Source organism: Hydrogenophaga crocea (assembly GCF_011388215.1).
Lineage (GTDB): Bacteria > Pseudomonadota > Gammaproteobacteria > Burkholderiales > Burkholderiaceae_C > Hydrogenophaga > Hydrogenophaga crocea.
On sequence record NZ_CP049989.1, the window covers coordinates 3,357,647 to 3,373,878 of the forward strand.

Annotated in this window: 20 protein-coding genes; 7 read left to right on the plus strand and 13 right to left on the minus strand. The window is 64.4% G+C overall.

Annotated elements, in window-relative coordinates; genetic code table 11:
• Positions 1–278 precede the first annotated feature (278 nt).
• Positions 279–1,268: an SIR2 family protein gene (locus G9Q37_RS15770; RefSeq protein WP_166228613.1), complete on the minus strand. Its 990-nt coding sequence runs from the start codon at positions 1,266–1,268 to the stop codon at positions 279–281.
• A 262-nt stretch (positions 1,269–1,530) separates the two neighbouring features.
• Here G9Q37_RS15770 and G9Q37_RS15775 point away from each other — a divergent pair, with 262 nt between their 5' ends.
• From G9Q37_RS15775 to tnpC, 3 genes are all read left to right on the plus strand, one after another.
• Complete coding sequence (locus G9Q37_RS15775) at positions 1,531–1,947, plus strand: transposase (RefSeq protein ID WP_143434174.1); 417 nt, start codon at positions 1,531–1,533, stop codon at positions 1,945–1,947.
• A complete protein-coding gene (gene tnpB / locus G9Q37_RS15780; RefSeq protein WP_166228615.1) occupies positions 1,944–2,276 on the plus strand; it encodes an IS66 family insertion sequence element accessory protein TnpB in 333 nt (110 codons plus the stop codon). Before G9Q37_RS15775 ends, tnpB begins: the two co-directional genes overlap by 4 nt.
• Positions 2,277–2,356: 80 nt before the next feature.
• A complete protein-coding gene (gene tnpC / locus G9Q37_RS15785) occupies positions 2,357–3,901 on the plus strand; it encodes an IS66 family transposase (protein ID WP_166228617.1) in 1,545 nt (514 codons plus the stop codon).
• Positions 3,902–3,907: 6 nt separating this feature from the next.
• On the opposite strand, the gene G9Q37_RS15790 is transcribed toward tnpC, so the two are convergent.
• On the minus strand, positions 3,908–4,327 hold the full coding sequence (locus tag G9Q37_RS15790) for a MerR family DNA-binding protein (protein WP_070401207.1): 420 nt from the start codon (positions 4,325–4,327) through the stop codon (positions 3,908–3,910).
• A 42-nt stretch (positions 4,328–4,369) separates the two neighbouring features.
• On the opposite strand from G9Q37_RS15790, the gene merT reads away from it, so the two are divergent.
• Genes merT through G9Q37_RS21875 form a run of 3 tightly spaced genes read left to right on the plus strand, consistent with a single transcriptional unit; the run spans position 4,370 to position 5,268 of the window.
• On the plus strand, positions 4,370–4,744 hold the full coding sequence (gene merT / locus G9Q37_RS15795; RefSeq protein WP_070401208.1) for a mercuric ion transporter MerT: 375 nt from the start codon (positions 4,370–4,372) through the stop codon (positions 4,742–4,744).
• Positions 4,745–4,759: 15 nt separating this feature from the next.
• A complete protein-coding gene (merP, locus tag G9Q37_RS15800; protein ID WP_079364967.1) occupies positions 4,760–5,044 on the plus strand; it encodes a mercury resistance system periplasmic binding protein MerP in 285 nt (94 codons plus the stop codon).
• Positions 5,041–5,268 (plus strand): GDCCVxC domain-containing (seleno)protein, encoded by a 228-nt coding sequence (locus G9Q37_RS21875; protein ID WP_079364968.1) that lies wholly within the window; start codon positions 5,041–5,043, stop codon positions 5,266–5,268. The genes merP and G9Q37_RS21875 overlap by 4 nt, the downstream gene beginning before the upstream one ends.
• A gap of 751 nt (positions 5,269–6,019) precedes the next feature.
• Here G9Q37_RS21875 and G9Q37_RS15810 read toward each other — a convergent pair.
• The 5 genes from G9Q37_RS15810 to G9Q37_RS15830 all read right to left on the minus strand — a co-directional run bounded on the left by G9Q37_RS15810 (position 6,020) and on the right by G9Q37_RS15830 (position 10,732).
• Positions 6,020–7,465, minus strand: coding sequence for an IS1182 family transposase (locus G9Q37_RS15810; RefSeq protein ID WP_166228619.1), 1,446 nt, complete (start codon positions 7,463–7,465; stop codon positions 6,020–6,022).
• Between the two features lie 384 nt (positions 7,466–7,849).
• Positions 7,850–8,326, minus strand: coding sequence for a CopD family protein (locus G9Q37_RS15815; protein WP_011829311.1), 477 nt, complete (start codon positions 8,324–8,326; stop codon positions 7,850–7,852).
• 19 nt (positions 8,327–8,345) lie between these two features.
• On the minus strand, positions 8,346–8,945 hold the full coding sequence (locus G9Q37_RS15820) for an exopolysaccharide biosynthesis protein (protein WP_041929606.1): 600 nt from the start codon (positions 8,943–8,945) through the stop codon (positions 8,346–8,348).
• Positions 8,946–9,015: 70 nt separating this feature from the next.
• Complete coding sequence (locus G9Q37_RS15825) at positions 9,016–10,101, minus strand: calcium/sodium antiporter (RefSeq protein WP_011829313.1); 1,086 nt, start codon at positions 10,099–10,101, stop codon at positions 9,016–9,018.
• 217 nt (positions 10,102–10,318) lie between these two features.
• Positions 10,319–10,732 (minus strand): hypothetical protein, encoded by a 414-nt coding sequence (locus G9Q37_RS15830; RefSeq protein WP_011829314.1) that lies wholly within the window; start codon positions 10,730–10,732, stop codon positions 10,319–10,321.
• A 110-nt stretch (positions 10,733–10,842) separates the two neighbouring features.
• Between G9Q37_RS15830 and G9Q37_RS15835 the strand changes: the two genes are divergently transcribed.
• The gene (locus G9Q37_RS15835) at positions 10,843–11,724 is read left to right on the plus strand and encodes a LysR family transcriptional regulator (RefSeq protein WP_011829315.1); all 882 of its coding nucleotides are present in this window, start codon (positions 10,843–10,845) and stop codon (positions 11,722–11,724) included.
• Positions 11,725–11,745: 21 nt separating this feature from the next.
• Here G9Q37_RS15835 and G9Q37_RS15840 read toward each other — a convergent pair whose 3' ends face one another.
• The 6 genes from G9Q37_RS15840 to G9Q37_RS15865 all read right to left on the minus strand — a co-directional run bounded on the left by G9Q37_RS15840 (position 11,746) and on the right by G9Q37_RS15865 (position 16,097).
• Positions 11,746–12,180 carry a TerB family tellurite resistance protein gene (locus G9Q37_RS15840; RefSeq protein ID WP_166228621.1) on the minus strand — a complete coding sequence of 145 codons (435 nt, stop codon included), beginning with the start codon at positions 12,178–12,180 and terminating at the stop codon, positions 11,746–11,748.
• Positions 12,181–12,233: 53 nt separating this feature from the next.
• Positions 12,234–12,416, minus strand: a complete 183-nt coding sequence (locus tag G9Q37_RS15845; RefSeq protein ID WP_041929607.1) for a hypothetical protein — start codon at positions 12,414–12,416, stop codon at positions 12,234–12,236.
• 135 nt (positions 12,417–12,551) lie between these two features.
• A complete protein-coding gene (locus tag G9Q37_RS15850; RefSeq protein ID WP_011829318.1) occupies positions 12,552–13,349 on the minus strand; it encodes a metallophosphoesterase family protein in 798 nt (265 codons plus the stop codon).
• Positions 13,346–14,344, minus strand: a complete 999-nt coding sequence (locus G9Q37_RS15855) for a diacylglycerol/lipid kinase family protein (RefSeq protein ID WP_166228623.1) — start codon at positions 14,342–14,344, stop codon at positions 13,346–13,348. The genes G9Q37_RS15850 and G9Q37_RS15855 overlap by 4 nt, the downstream gene beginning before the upstream one ends.
• 14 nt (positions 14,345–14,358) lie before the next feature.
• Positions 14,359–14,997, minus strand: a complete 639-nt coding sequence (locus tag G9Q37_RS15860) for a YqhA family protein (RefSeq protein WP_237706384.1) — start codon at positions 14,995–14,997, stop codon at positions 14,359–14,361.
• A complete protein-coding gene (locus tag G9Q37_RS15865; RefSeq protein ID WP_205710662.1) occupies positions 14,994–16,097 on the minus strand; it encodes a DUF3616 domain-containing protein in 1,104 nt (367 codons plus the stop codon). Before G9Q37_RS15865 ends, G9Q37_RS15860 begins: the two co-directional genes overlap by 4 nt.
• Positions 16,098–16,232: the final 135 nt, after the last annotated feature.

Genomic DNA, 16,232 nt, shown 5'->3' on the forward strand with positions numbered 1-16,232 from the left:
ATTCAGGGTGCGGTGCAGCCATGTACCGATGCCACCGCGAATAGACATACGTGACGTGCAGTCGCGTCGGACGCCGACGGGCCGCTCAGGCTGGAAGGTACAGGGCCTGATCAATGTGCGAGTGACCCCATTAGACTGGGTGCAGTCGGTCGTGGTTGCGGTCTTGACGGACTGCTTTTGAGTCAGAGGCGACTTCCAGATAGATGCAGCTCACAATTTGCTAGGTCACGCCTACTGGCTGACAGATTCCGCGAGCGGCACCGTTAGGGCAGACAGTCTCATGTTGCGAAGAACCGCATCACCTTGGCGAACTCGGCATCGTCATGGCCGAATATCTCGCGCAATCCTCGTCGCGACGCTCCGATCAAGGACTCCTCGACCATGCCCTCCAGGGGGGTCGGGGCTTTAATTTGTGCAGCTGCGCGTGTTGGATTGAGCCGGCGCGCCAGCTCTGCGCCCTCGGGAGCGATGATGAACAGCTTCAAGCCGCGCTCGACACCGCGGGCGATGGCGGCGTTGATGTGCTCGTCGCGGAAGCCGTAGCCGATGGCCATAAGCCGGACGTTTCCGGCCGCCAGGCTTTCCTCGAACACCTTGGCATACCAATTGAGGATGGACGTTTGCCCGATCTCGCGCGCCTTGGCCCCTCCCATGATCAGCAAGGGTTGACCATCCGCTCGCGTCCAGTTTGACGAGCCGTGCAGCTTGTAGATTGGTTGGCATCGGCCATCTGCCTTGAAGTCAGCTTCAGGTGCCGGGGTCCATGTCGCACGCGACCAAAATTTCGAGTGGAGCGGTTCCTGCGACCAAGCCGGCCTCATGCCTGGCATCTCGGGCCCGACCCACTTCTTCTTGCCGATCAAGGCGACGTTGTCGTTGGCATAGTGGTGCTCCAAGAGAACGTCCTGATTGAGCGTGAAGATTGCATCAAAGTGGGTGAGGAACGTGCCGATCTGGCGCTCGATGCGCTGCTCGCCAAACTGCCAGTCCGTGACCGCCATGAATGCCGAGTTCATGTCGTCGAACATCCGCCTGACCGCGTCCTGCAACGCCATGAGCGGTGCTCGCACGGCCTCGGGGTCTCGGGCGAACTGGCCTTGAAGCTCTGCCAGAGCGCCCTCGAATCCGCCGCGGTCCTGGTGCTGCCAAAGCAGCCGGCGCAGCCCCGGGTCTCGGGCGACTTCGGGGCTCCCGAGCAGATGTTCGAACGCCTCGGTCGCGAGCCAGCCGCCCCAATTGCGGCTGAACCCTGCGCCAATCAACAACAAGTCGGCGATGTCGCCCTCCCAAGCGCGTCAATCCTGCCGATAGGCTACTTCGTTTCGTCGGCAGGTTGGCCAAGCGGCGGCCCCAAAAGGATCGGGCTTCCGAAGAGGCCCGTTTGGGTCAGGTCGCGGACCTGTCAAATTTCAACAGATCAAGCGAACGGCTTGCATGTAGGACCGCTTTTCGGTATCCGTCCGGTCAACCCATCTTGAATGTGAGTTGAGAAGCGGGCATCGTCCCCACGATTGGAGGATCGTGGAGACGATGGAACAGATTTCAAACGAAGGGCGACCGCGCCGCCGTGAGTACAGCAAAGACTTCAAGGCCGAGGTGCTGGCCAAGTGCCGCCAACCCGGAGCGAGCGTGGGCGGTGTTGCTCTGGCCCATGGGCTGCACTCCAACATGGTCCACCGCTGGATCAGGGAGGCCGGCGCTGCATACCGAGCGCCTCTTGGGATGCCGGGTAGCCAGATCGCGCAAGCGATGCAGCCCAGGTTCACTCCCGTGCCCCTGGACCTGCTCAGTCCTGCCGTGCCCCAAGCGCCCGCAGGCAGCGCGGATCAGACTGCTCCCACCGCCCCGAGACCGGTTGAGCTGCAACTGCGCCGCGGTGACCTGATCGTGAGCGTACAGTGCCCACTCGAGCACTGCGGGACCCTGCTGCGCGAGGTGCTGCGGTGATCCGCATCGATGCGGTGTGGATGTCCTGTGAACCCCTGGATATGCGAGCGGGTACAGAGACCGCTCTGGCCCGTGTCGTACAAGTCTTCGGCGCAGCCCACCCCCATCACGCCTACCTGCTCGCCAACGCCAGAGCCAACCGCATGAAGGTGCTGGTCCACGACGGCTTTGGCGTCTGGCTGGTTGCACGCCGGCTCCATCAGGGCCGGTTTGTCTGGGGCAACTCCAGCACTCCCCGCCTGCCACTGAGCCAGGAGCAGCTACAAGCCCTGGTCACGGGCCTACCCTGGCAGCGCCTTGGGCAGGCAGGTGTCATCACGGTGCTGTGATCTTGAACGGGGCGTGTGCGCTCTTCAATTCGTGAATGTGCCAATGGGCACAGCCACTGGCACCGGTCATGATCACTGCCATGAACGAAGCGGTGGATCTGCAGAGCATGGACGAGGGCACGCGCCAACTGGTGCTGGGCCTGATGGGCCAGCTGCAGCAGCAGTCTGCAGAGCTGCGCCACAAGCAGGCGCTGCTCGACAAGCTCACCTTCGAGAACGCCATGCTCAAGCGCATGAAGTTCGCTGCCCGCAGCGAGGCGCTCAGCGCTGAGCAGCGCAGCCTCCTTGAGGACGCCCTCGATGAGGATCTGCAGGCGGTGGCGCTCGAGATCGAACAGATGGGCGACGCAGGCCAGCCCGCAGCCGAGCAGGTAACCCGCCAGCAGCCCAGGCGCCAACCCCTGCCCCCGGAGCTTCCCCGCCAGGAACTGCGCCATGAGCCTACCTCCACCGAGTGTTGCGGCCAGCCGATGAAGCGCATCGGTGAGGACGTGGCCGAGAAGCTCGACTACACCCCAGGCGTCTTCACGGTCCACCGCTTCGTGCGGGGCAAGTGGGCCTGCGCCTGCTGCCAGACGCTCAGACAGGCCCCGGTGGATGCGCACATCATCGACAAGGGGCTGGCCACCACGGGCTTACTCTCCCATGTGCTGGTGGCCAAGTACGCCGATCACTTACCCCTGCACCGCCAGGAGGCTATCTACGCCCGCGCTGGTGTGCCGATCCCACGCTCCACCCTGGCGCAGTGGGTGGGCAGCTGTGGCGTACAACTCCAACCGCTGGCCAGCGCCCTGCGCGCAGAGGTGCTTGCCCACGCCGTCCTGCACGCCGACGAGACGCCGGTGCAGATGCTCAAGCCGGCCGCTCAGAGAGATGGCAAGACCCAGCGGGCTTACCTGTGGGCCTACACACCAGGGCGGCACGAGCAGACCAGGGCGGTGGTCTATGACTTCAGCGAGACCCGGGCCGGGCGCCATCCCGCCTCCTTCCTGGAGGGCTGGGCGGGCACGCTGCTGGTCGATGACTTTGCCGGGTACAAGCAGCTCATGGGTGAACAGATCCAGGAGGCAGGCTGCTGGGCCCATGCAAGGCGCAAGTTCTTTGAGCTCCACACGGCCAACAAGAGTCAGCTCGCTGAGCAGGCGCTGGCCCTGATCGGACAGATCTATGAGGCCGAGCGACAGGCTCAGGGGGTAGAGGCAGATGAGCGGCTGCGCATACGGCAGCAGCAGAGCCGCTCGGCGGTGGATCGCCTACACCTCTGGCTCACAGAACACCGAGGGAAGGTGCCCAGTGGGTCGGCCACGGCCAAGGCCATGGATTACAGCCTGCGCCGCTGGCCTGCGCTCACCCGGTTCCTGGAGGATGGGCGGATACCGATCGACAACAACTGGGTCGAGAACCAGATGCGCCCGATTGCGCTGGGCCGCAAGAACTGGCGGTTTGCGGGCAGCCTGCGGGCTGGGCAACGAGCCGCTGCCATCATGAGCCTGATCCAGTCGGCCAAGCTCAACGGCCTTGATCCGTATGCCTATCTCAAGGATGTGATGGACAGGCTGCCGACCTGGCCCAACAGCCGTATCGGTGAGCTGCTGCCGCATCGCTGGAATCCCTCAACCGATTGATCGAATCTAGTGCCCCTCCATGGCTGCGATCAGCGGACAGCGCACATTCCCCTTGCCAGAGCCGCAAAGCAGAATCAGGCCAGAGAGTGCAGCCTCCATGCGTTGGAGGTCGGCCAGCTTGAGCCTGACTTCTGCCAGCTTAGACTCCGCTTGCCGCCGAGCTTGGGTACAACTCCCCCCGTCCTCCAGTTGAAGCAGTTGCGCGGTCTCGTCGAGGCTGAATCCCAGCCGCTTCGCTGACTTGATGAAGCTGAGCCGCGACTGGTCGGTTCGGCCATAGCGCCGGATGCTGCCCACAGGACGGTCCGGCTCTGGCATCAGCCCTTTGCGCTGATAGAACCTGATGGTCTCGACGTTCACACCGGCCGCTTTCGCGAGATCTCCGATCGTCATGCTGCCGTCGGACTGTGAAGGGGTATGGGTCATGGCGCTTGACTCTGTACTTTGGTACGGAAGTAAGCTTATCGCATGTCTACAACATCTACCGACCACCCGGGCCAGACCACTGGCGGCGGCAAGGCCCTGATTGCTGGTGGTATTTCGGCGCTGCTCGCCTCCGCCTGCTGCCTGGGCCCCCTGGTGCTGATCATGCTGGGCATCTCCGGGGCCTGGATCGGCTCTCTGACGCTGCTGGAGCCTTATCAACCGTGGTTCATGGGGGCGGCGGCGATTGCCTTGGTGGTTGCAGGACGCCGGATATGGCGCCCTGCGGTAGCGTGCGATGTGGGCCAGGTCTGTGAGCGCCCCATGGTCAACCGGTCCTACAAGGTGCTGTTCCTGCTGGTAGTCCTACTACTGGGAATTTCATTGGCGTTCCCCTGGATCGCCCACTGGTTCTACTGAATGAAGGGTTCTGCAATGAAACGATGGATCATCCCTGCGGCGGCAATGCTACTCATCGGGCCGAGCTGGGCGGCCCAGCAGAGTGCGGTCCTCTCGGTGCCAGGGATGAACTGCCCGACCTGCCCAATCACCGTCAAATTGGCGTTGACCCGGATCGATGGGGTCATCGACGTCAAGTCCAACCTGCCCAAGCGGGAAACCACAGTGGTGTTTGACAGTGCCAAGGTGAAGGTTGAGGCCCTGACCAGTGCGACCAAGAACGCCGGATTCCCGTCCACTGTTGTGTCTGTAAACCCATGAGCGATGTCATCCTGACCTCTGTCTTCACCTGCCCCGAGTGCGGTCATATGAAGACCGAAGAGATGCCCACCGATGCCTGCCAATGGTTCTATGAGTGCGAAGGGTGCCACGCCGTCTTGCGCCCGAAGGCCGGTGACTGCTGTGTGTTCTGCTCGTACGGATCCGTTCCCTGCCCACCAATCCAGATCGGTGGTGAAGCTGGTTGCTGTAAACCCGCGGCTTGATCTCTTGCTAAGCTATCTGTGAGCGGCCCATGTCAAGATGGGATAACCGGACGCATACGCTTTTCGGATGAAAGCGTGCCGTGAAAACTCGGTCGCAACCAGCAGCTATCGCTGCGAAGCTGAAGCCTGGGAGCTCAAGGTCGGCTCAAGACTGGGGGCGGCCATCCGAGTCAGCGCTGTGAACGTCCGATCTGCGCCACGTCGCAGTCATTCGGATGCCGGTCTTCGACTTGGGCCACTTGCAGCCAACGATGCCGTGGCTAGACTGCCGCAATCGGCCAAGAGCGGACATCCCACAGTCAAAACGATGAGCAGACCCTTGGAAGTTGAGCGGGCCATCAGCGCTGCACTAGCTGACGGCAATTCAGTTGCTGAATCGTCGATTGGCTGGACAAAGGTCAAGGAGGTCGTGCACTTCCGGCGCCCCATGAATGAACGCGTACGTGTAGAGCTAGCTGCCTGCGGATTGCGGCATTGGTTTGCTCCGGGCACTCCGCATGATTCGCCTTCAGAAGGTTTCACGCACGATGCGAGCGGTATCGCGCTCTCGTTTCCGGCCCCTTCAGTTTGACCCTGGAGCGTGAGGTCCGCTGTGGGCCGAGGCTGTGTGGAAACGCGCTGATCGCATCCAAGCAATTGCGCCTGATGGCGGTTCTTCCGGTTTTGACCCGTCGTGCCGCGTATGGGCGTTTCTGTGAGGCTTCAGAGCCTTTGCAGGTGTCCCTGAGTGCACGAATGGAGGCAACAGGGCTTACGCCCTCACCAGTCGCATCGCTTTCATCATGTTCTCGAACCCGAGGATGGCGAGCAAGCGCTTGAGGTTATAGGCCAGCACAGTCAGGCTCACCTCCGTACCCACGCCGCTCAGTCGCCTTGTCAGGAAGTGGGTGTGACCCATCCAGTGTTTGAAGGTCCCGAATACATGTTCCACCGTGCGCCTGCGCACCCGCATGGCCTGCGGCATTCGGTCCAGGCGCCGCTGCGCCGCCTCCAGAACCGTCTCGTGCTCCCAACGGCTGATGCGCCTGTGAGCGCTGGGCGTGCATTGCGTCTTCATCGGGCATTGCGGGCACGCACTGCTCCAGTAGCGCCTGAGTTGCAGACCATTCTCCTCACGGGTAAAGCGGTAGATGGCCCGCTGACCTGCAGGGCACAGGTACTCGTCGTCCTTGGCGATGTAGATGAAGTCTGATCGGTCGAAGCGCCCAGCGGCTCTGGCGCCGGAGGTCGTGGGTTTGGGCAGGATCGCCGCTACACCCGCCTCGACACAAGCCTTGATCTGAGGCGCGCTGTAGTAACCGCGATCGGCAATGGCACGCAATCTCTTACGGTCCATTGCTTCGCGTGCGGCCTTGGCCATGGGCGCAAGTGCGTCGCGGTCGTGCCCGCGATTGGTCACCTCGTGCGCCACCACGAGGTGATGCTCGCTGTCGACGGCGACCTGTACGTTGTAGCCCACGATGCCCGAAGCGCGCGCGGTGGTGGCCATGGAGCGGGCATCGGGGTCGGTCATGGACAACTGGCCGTCGGGCTGCTCGCGCAGTTGATCACGCACCCCATCGAGCACGCGCATTTGCTGGCGCAGCAGTTCGATCTTTCCCTTGAGGCGCTGGGTCTTGGCTTCGAACTCGACCGGCTGTGTGCGATCGGCCGTGTCCAGTGCCACCAGGTAGCGGTGAATGCTGTCCTCGATCTGCTGCTGGCGCTTGTCGATCTTGCCGGCGGTGAAGTTTCTGTCGCGCGAGTTCACCGCTTTGAACTTGCTGCCGTCGATGGCGACCAGGGATTGGCCAAAGAGCTTGAGGTCACGGCAGAGTTCGACGAAGCGCCGGCAAACGTTGCGAATGCCTTGGCCGTTGTCGCGGCGGAAGTCGGCAATCGTCTTGAAGTCGGGCGCCAGCCGCTGCGTGAGCCACATCAGCTCCACGTTGCGCTGGCATTCACGCTCCAGGCGACGGCTGGACTGCACTCGATTGAGGTAGCCGTAGAGATAGACCTTGAGCAGCACCGCCGGGTGGTAGGCGGGGCGCCCTGTGGCTGCTGGCTCAGCGCCATCGAACCCCAGCGCTGCCAAGTCCAGCTCGCTCACGAATGCCTCGACCACGCGCACCGGATTGTCTTCGGCAATGAAGTCGTCCAGACACTCGGGCAGCAACGTCACCTGCTGGCGGTCCTGGCCTTCGATGAATCGGGGCATTGCGACTCCCGAAATTGCGATGCAGACACTCTAAGAGGATCTCAGCGAATGGCGCAGAGGGTTTTCACACAGCCTCGGCCCACAGCAGCCGGCGGTTAAACAGAAGACCGGTCATTCCCGCGGCGAAGGGCGACCCCAACGGCTGCAGCTTCCTTGAGACCAGGGCGCATGCGCGCTCGTTGACGTGAAACCCGTCGGCAGCGGCGAACCACGGCCTCTCGGTGGTAACGCTCGGAGTGGCACTGACCTGGCGCGTACGCGCCGCCGTCTTCAGAGGCGTCACCTTGGATGCCTTCGCCGAGTTTGTGCTTGGTCGGGCAGCTTGGTCGGCTGACCGTATCGGTGCCGTCCACGACGCCGGAAAGTGGTCTGCAGGGTCAGGACTCAGGTCGTCCAGCGCATCAGCGTCACGAGCAGCACCAAGACGCCCAGGCCGAGGTTGATCGAGACCCATGTGCGAATCTGCGCCAAGACCGCACCACCGGCGGCCCACTCGGACGCTGCCACGGCCCGGCCGAGCCGCTTGAAGAGCACGAAGCGGATGTGCATGAAGATCGCCACCATCGCGACGCCCACCGCCGCCATGACGGTCCAGGCCAGCGGCATCTCGAAGTTGCCCCCCGACTGCACCACCTGCTTGGCCACACGGCCCAGCATCCACACGCCGCTGGCCAGCGTCAGCAGCGCGGCCACAAGTACCGCTTGGAAGAAGCGGCCGAGCACATCGTGCATCAGCCGCAAGCGGACTGGCGCTTCGAGCTGGGCGACGGCCGGGCGCAGGAAGAAGTGCGCAAATGCCATGCCACCGATCCACAGGATGATGGCCAGCACATGAACCGTCTTGAGGGCAGCGTAGATCATTTCGAACTTCCGTTCAGATTCAAAACAAACCCAGGAGCCAGTCACTGCCCCAGGCCCATGCCATCAGCATGACGCCCGCAGTGACGCACATCGCCAGGGCCGCCATCGCCAGCCCCAGGACAACCGCAACACCATCGCGAAACACCAGCCCCAGTCCGATGAGCATCAGCGCCAGCGCCGGGAGCACGTTGCCGAAGGGGATGGGCATGACGACGATGAAAGCCATCAACCCAATCGCTGCGGCGGTCCATGACCGTCTCTCCGGGGATGCAAGATGGCTCAGCCGGGCCCTGGCAAGACGCCCAGCCACGCAATAGGCAGACGCAAGCATGCCCAGCACCCGCTGCGCCCAGGTGCGTGAGAGTTCGAGTTCAGCCACCCGCCGAGGAAGGCATGCAGAGGACTGACCCCGCCACATCGCCGCCGCCAGCGCGGCCATTCCCAGGCCAAGCACAGTGCCGACGCCAGGCACGGGAAGGAGACACGGGACTGCCATCAGCAGCAGCCAGGTGCCGTGCGCGGCAGGCCCGTGGGCTTGCGCCAGGGTTTGCATCGACACCCTCTCGGCAGGCAGGTTCGCGGCTGTTTCACGCAGCCGCTGCACGATGGATTCCGTCATGGGGCCTCGACGTCGTCCCGCAAGGCACGGCGGGGACTGAGCAGATTGTCCTGAATGCTCATCAACTCACTCACGGCACGCTGCTTGCCGCCGGACGGCGGATCACCACCACCACCAGCGTCACCACCGTCAGAGGAACGACGAAGCCAAGCATGACACCCGAGAACGCCTGCAGCGCGTCGTGCTGCTGCGCGGCCAGGATCAGGTAAGCCACGTAGGCGACGTAGTAACCGAGGAAGACGCCGCCTTCCCAGCGCGCAATCTCACGGCCTGTGATGAAGACCGGCAGGCACGCGAGCGCCACGGCCAGCATGACCCAAATGTCGAAGGCCAGCAGCGACGGCGCCATGGCCAGGCCGAGGTCACCCGACACCAGGCCCGACAGGCCCAGGCAGCCCAGAATGTTGAAGGTGTTGCTGCCGACGACGTTACCTACTGCGATGTCGCGCTCGCCCTTGATGGCAGCGGTGATGCTGGTGGCCACCTCGGGCATGCTGGTGCCCGCGGCGACGATGGTCAGGCCGATGATCAAGTCGCTCACGCCCATCGCCTTGGCGAAGTTCACCGAGGCCTGCACGAGGTATTCGGATCCGAACACCAGCGCCGCCAGGCCGGCACCGATCAGCAGCAGTTGGGCGGGCAGCCGGTCGTCCCAAGCACCCGCTTCGGCGGGTTTGATCTCGTGGGCGTACTCATCCTTGGCGGCCTGTGTCTCGCGCCGCGATTGCACGACGAGGAACGCCGTGTACGACACGAGCAGCACGAAGAGAATTCCACCGTCGAAGAACGACAGTCGGCCGTCCAACCCCAGCGCCAGCAACAGCAGGCTCGCGCCGATCATGATCGGCACTTCCTGGCGGATCAGTTGGATGTTGACCACCAGCGGCGCGATCAGCGCACTGATGCCCAGGATGAACAGCACATTGAAGATGTTGCTGCCCACCACGTTGCCGATGGCAATGTCGGTCTTGCCGTCGAGCACGGCACCGACACTCACCGCGACCTCGGGCGCGCTGGTGCCGAAGGCCACGATGGTGAGTCCTACGACGAGCGGGCTGATGCCGAACGACAGCGCCAGCTTGGACGCACCGCGGACGAGCACGTTGGCACCGATGACCAGCAGGATCAGGCCACCGAGAAAAATGAGTATGTTCATGATCTGGCACTGTAGCTGCAAGCGTTCGCCCACCGCAGGCTGCAACGCCACCTGGGCCACTCAGCGGTCGGCCTGAGAGCCAGTTCCGCAATCAGACCCGGGAGCGGCTGCGGCTGCGCTCGGCTCAGCATCGCGGGCTGGGCCTGCTCCGCCCCACGGGCCCTCACAAGACCCGACCCGCGTGCTGCAGTGGTGCCACGCCCAAGAAGCCTACCAGTCAAGCTGCCACTGGCTGGCGCGGCTGAGGACCTGAGCCGCCACCGCGGCGGCGCAACAGCGCGATGAGCAGGTGCAGCCCGGCGCCTAGCAGCACGAGCAGCACGCTGCCGATGCCCCAGATCACCCATGTCGCCACGGTCAAGCCACCCGCCAGCGCGGGTGCGGCCTGCAGCAGGCCGTCGACAAACGGCGCAAAGCCCGCCATCAGTTGGCTTGCCCACTGCGCGACTTCGGGCGGCACCCAGGGGGCCAGCCAATCCGGCACAGCGATGGTGCCGGCGCCTGATGCAGCCCCTGTGAGCGCGCCCGCGTTCGAAACCGTCCAGACGGCAACGGCATGCAGCGCCCAGGCAGCCAGCGACCACAGCGCCAGAAGTGCGACGACGGAGAACCAACTGAGGACGTAGAACATGACTGGACTTCCTATGGTATTCGAATGGCACAGAGTATCGGGACCAATGCGCTTCGCACAAACCAGATTCGCACGCACTTAAACTTCGGTTTTCCCGCACCGGAGGACACATGCTGAACTACCGACATCTCCACTACTTCTGGGTTGTCAGCAAGGAAGGCGGCTTCGCCCGTGCCGCCGAACGGCTGGACATGGCGGTGCAGACCATCAGCGCGCAGGTGCGCGAGCTGGAGAAGGCGCTGGGCCACCAGCTCCTCAAGCCCTCGGGCCGTGGCGTGGCCCTCACCGAAGCAGGTCAGGCTGCTTTTGCACGCGCCGAGGAGATTTTTCAGCTGGGCCAGGGCATCCCTGACGAGGTGCGCGAAGCGGCCAGCGGCAAGGTGGCCCGCCTGGCGGTTGGGTTCTCCGATGGCATCTCGAAGCTTGCAGCCCATGCGCTGCTGGAGCCCGTGTTGAGCACACCCAACCTTCGGTTGGTCTGCCACGAAGGAGAGTTCGAGCAGCTGCTGGGCGAACTGGCGCTGCATCACCTGGACCTGGTGCTGGCCGGTCAGGCCGCACCGCGCAACCCGAACCTGCGCCTCACCAGCGAGCGCCTCGTTGAGTCACCGGTCGAGTGGTATGGCCCGGCCCGGCTGGTCGGGAAGCCCGAGCGCGACCGGTTTCCGCAAAGCCTGAACGACTTGCCTGTTCTGCTGCCCACTGGGCACTCGGCCCTGCGCCCGACGCTGGACCACTGGTTCGAAACGCAGGGCCTGCGCCCTCGCATCGTAGGGGAGTTCGAGGACAGCGCCCTGCTGGCGGTGTTTGCGGCTCGCGGCCTGGGCGTGTTCCCGGTCAGCCGACTCGGAGCAGACGACGTCGGCCTGATGCGCGGCCTTCGGCTGCTGGGCAGTAGTGATGGCGTGAAGGAAGAGATCCACGCCATCCGGTCGCGGCGCGGCCAGCACCACCCCCTGGTGACGCAGGTGGTGGCCGCGGCGCGACTTTAGAGGTGTCCTGATCGACCTCGATCAGGCGGCGTGGCGATGGGCCACCTTCGTGGCGCTCGGCTCCTCGCCATCGTAGAGCTTCCAGTGGCGTCGAGCGGCCTCCACCACCAAGGTTTCGCCGTCGGCCAGATGGCCATCGGCGCGCGCCGCGGCCAGGGACAGGCGCATCACCTTCCTTTGCCGCGCCGGATCGGAGATCTCGGCCATCAATGACGCCAAGGCGCTGTCATCGACGTTGCCCATGAGCGATCCGGTCTCGTACCCACCCGCCAGGAGCTCTTCGCACAAGGTGTGAACGATGTGCGGCAGGAGCTGGGGCTCCAGCCCGAGTTCGCGCTCCGCGCCCAACTGCTTGAGGATGTTGAATTCGGAACTGCACACGTGACCGTCGGAGATGAGCACCAGCGCGACGATGCGCGCGGCGGCTTCTGGGCTGTTGTGGGGGTAGCTGCGCACGATGGGTCTCCGTTGAGATAGGTCAGTCTGAGGTGACAAGCTGAGTTTCAGAGTCAGTCGCCCCGGGCGGGATGCCGGCGTTCAGACTGGCGTGTACGACGCTCGGCCGGGATCGGGATGGGCACGAGCACTGGCGCTTGCTGTGGCACCCACTGCCTGAGGTCCTCCTTCAGCAAGCGCAGGCTCTGCTTGATCCGGGCAAGTACGAGGGACGCAAAGCGGAAGGAAGGCTTCATGGCGGGTGAGCTCGGAAGTGAGGACAGGCGGGAATATGCATCCTGTCCTGCTTCTGAAGAAGCGATACTTCCGAGCATCTAACTCAGGAAAATACGAACTCGCCGGAAGATGGAGCGCCCGTTGCAGAGCGGAACTCACGTCCGGTCCGGCCGGACCTCACTGACCTTGGCGAGCCGGAAAGCCCGGTCGTCGCCCTTGTAGTCCCACTGCTCGATCCGACAGCATCCCGGCGCCGCATCCGCGCCCCAGCGCAGCAGATTGACCGAGTTGGGCATGCCATCACGCACCCGGGACGACACGGCCGTGCCCGCCTGCACGACCCACAGCGAACGCGCCAGGCCTTGCAGCGGCATGACGTAGGGGAGGTGGATGTGACCGCCCATGACGAGGTCGGCACCGGCTTCAGCCCAAGGCTGCAGAGCGGCCGCATGCCCGCGCAGTCGGTTTGGCTCTTCCTCGGCACGCGTGACGGCTATGGGCTGGTGCACCACGACCACGCGCAGCTGCGCGGGGTCGGCATGCTCCACAAGTCGCGCGACACGGTCGATCTGCAGCGCGGATACCTCACCATCTTTGTGTCGCCAGGGTCGCGTGGTGTTGACGCACACCACCAGGAGTTCCGGGGAGCGGTGCACCGGCTCGAGGTCTATGCCGAACGCGGCGCTGTACCGCCCATACGGGCTGCGCAGGCGCGCCCACAGATCGAAGAGCGGGATGTCGTGGTTGCCTGGGACGGCCAGCACGGGAGCTCCCAGACGGTCCACGAACGAGCGTGCAGCCCGGAACTGGGCCGGACGCGCGCGCTGCGTGATGTCGCCCGACAGCACAACCACATCAGGACGCTGCTGGTGGGCCAGCGTGCCCAGGGCTTCGACGACCGCGCCCTGCTCGGTGCCGAAGTGCGTGTCGGAAATCTGCAGCAGGACGCTCAAGGCGCTGCCCCTTCGGCGCTGGATCGGGCGTCGACAACGGCAGCGTCGCGCTGTGGCATCAGCAGGTACAGTGGTTTGGCCAGCACCCGGAAGTCCAGCGGTGCGCGCATCATCGTCACTTCGCCATCGAAGGCCACCTTCACCCCGCTGCGGCCCTGCGGCAGCGTAGGCCGCACCACCAGGTGCTCGAACTCGAAGCGCTCGACGCCTGCGGCTTCACCCAGCCTGCCCATGGCGCCATGCAGCATCAGGCCGATCATCGACAGCGTTCCGATAGGCCGCAGCACGAGCGCGGCCATGCTGCCGTCGCCTGGCGTGCCGGCCAGGGTGTCATCGGGCTCGGCGCCGAACTGCTGCAGCTGCAGGCGGTTGTTGCCCACGAAGAGCGTCAAGGTCTGCATGTCGCGCACCTTGCCACCCATCTCGATGTGCAATCGCAAGCGGCGCTGCGCACGAAGCAAAGTCGCACAGGCTGCCACGAACGCCACCCAGCGGCTGCGACCGAAGCGGGCCTTGTAGGCTTCACGGTCTTCCAGCAGTTCAGGATAGAGCCCGAGACTGGCGTTGACCAGGAACACGCGGTCGTTGATGCCGGCCACTTGAACCGGCGCAGGCACCGAAAGCAGCAATTGGCGGACGGCATCGGCCGGGTCTGCGGGTATGCCGTGCGTGCGGGCAAAGTAGTTGAAGGCGCCCTGTGGCACCACGCCCATGGCGCAGCCCGCAGCGTGTGCAGCCTGTGCCACGGTGTTGAGCGTGCCGTCGCCACCGACGGCGACCACGGCCGTGCGGGTGGCGATCGCCCTCGTCGCCGCCTGGTGCGACACGCCAATCAACTCGGCGGGGCTGCAGAAGAGCAAGTCACCCCGCCGTCCACCCGCGCGCAGCGCGGCTTCGACGATTTCGCGCTTCGCCTCCGCGTCGCTGCTGCCCGCCGCCGCATTGACGATGAACTGCAGCGAAGACGTGGGGTCGATTTCCGGGAGAGCGGCCATGGCCCAAGGCGCGTTCAGGTCTTTTCCCGCGTCAAACGTTCTGCAAAAGAGATGCCGATGGCAGAGAGCACGAAGGTGAAGTGAATGACAGCCACCATCGTCACGATCTGGATATTCTCCAAAGTCAAATCGCCGCTCAGGTACGTCTTCAAGGCATGCACGCCTGAGATCGAGATGATGGCGAATGCAAGCTTCAACTTGAGGTTGTAGGTGTTGACGTGGTCCAGCCAGTCGGGCTTCTTCATGTCCTTCTTGTCGAAGTGCCCCGTGGTCACGAAGAGCGACACACCGGCGAGCGCGACCACCCACACCAACTGCGCCACCATCGTCATGTCCACCAGTTCGAGCACCTTGATGATCAGGTCGATCTTCTCGAGATCGCCGAACAGCAAGGTGCTCATCAGCTTGTAGGTTTCCAGCAGGAACTTTCCCAGAATGCCGAAGATGATCGCCACAAGACCCACATAGAAAAACAACATCGTGAATCTCATGCCGTAAAGCAGCGACCCGACCCGTGAAAGCAGCATTTCCATTCTTGTTTTCCTTGAAACAGAGCCGACAATTACGTCGAACAGCGAACCAGCCGAAGCTTCCTGCGCCACGCAGGCCAGCTCGCCCAGGCGACTGAAGCTGACCGAGGCGGACGATTTCAATCGTGGCGCAGCAGGTCACCGAAGACGGTGTGCTCGCCCTCCTTGCGATCGGCGCCAGGCGCGTCGTACAGCACGAGCCAGCGCGCCTTGCCGCCCGACAGCGCCGGCGGCAGGTCACAGATGGCTTCGGCACGGTTGGTGCCGCGACCATGTGGCAGGGGCACCGACTCGGTCAGCGCCGACTCGAAGCGCACCGGCTCGCGGTTCGCGGCCAGCAAGGGCCGGGCGGCGGGCCACTTGAAGACGCGGATGTCGCCGTTCAGCACCATCGTCGGGCCGGCCAGGATGTAGAGGTCGTCGCCGGAGAAGTGCAGGTCCCGCACGCCCAGGCCGTCGAGCTGCAGGAAGTGCTTGCGGATCAGCGTGCCGCTGTCGTCGAGGGGCGCCAGGCGCAGCTGGTCACCGCGGGTCTCGACCGCGACCTCGAGCAGCGCCGACCAACCGCGCAGCACCGGGCCGCGCAGGCCGAGCAGCAGCCGGCGGCCGTCCACGGCCAGGCCTTCGATGTCGAAGCCGTTGTCCTTTCCCGGGATGGCCAAATACGGTCCGAAGTGGGGGTCATCGGCGAGCGCACGGGTGAGCAGGTTCGTTTGCGCATCACCCTTCAGGCGCAGCGCCCGTCGGCCGTCCTTGGCCTGCCGTACCAGGCAGGGCTCGCCCTTGGCGTCAGGCTCGATGGGCAGGCAGGCCAGCAGGCGCCGATTGCCGTCGAGCGCCACCTTCGACAAGCGCTTGGCGTTGTCGGCGTGGTCCCGGTCCGGTTTGGCGTTCTTGCGCTTCAGGCCATGCGAGCCCACCAGCCACAGGTAACCGTCGGCCACGGCCATGCCTTCCAGATCGGCCTCTTCCCCGGCCGTGCCGGGCAGGTCCAGCAGATCGGCGAGCGGGAAGTCGCGCACCTCGCCGAAGCGCAAAGCCTCGCGCCCCACCGGGGCGAGCAGGCGCAGGCGGTCCAGGCCGCAGGCTTCGTCGCCCGCCACCCAGAGCCAGTCGCCGGTGAAGGCCGCGCCGGACAGATTCGATTGAACCAGGGAGTCAGGAGCGAACTCCAGACGGACGGCATTGGCGGTTCGAGCGTTGGGCATCTGGTGCTTCTCCAAAGGGTGACGGGCCAGCAGGCACGCGTGCTGCAATGCGTGCCGGCCTGAGCCGCCAAACCCCGAAGTCTGCGGCCGAAGCTCCTTCCTATGTTCAGGTTTATCCGATGTTCACGTTCTCGAAAGACTGCTTTTCCA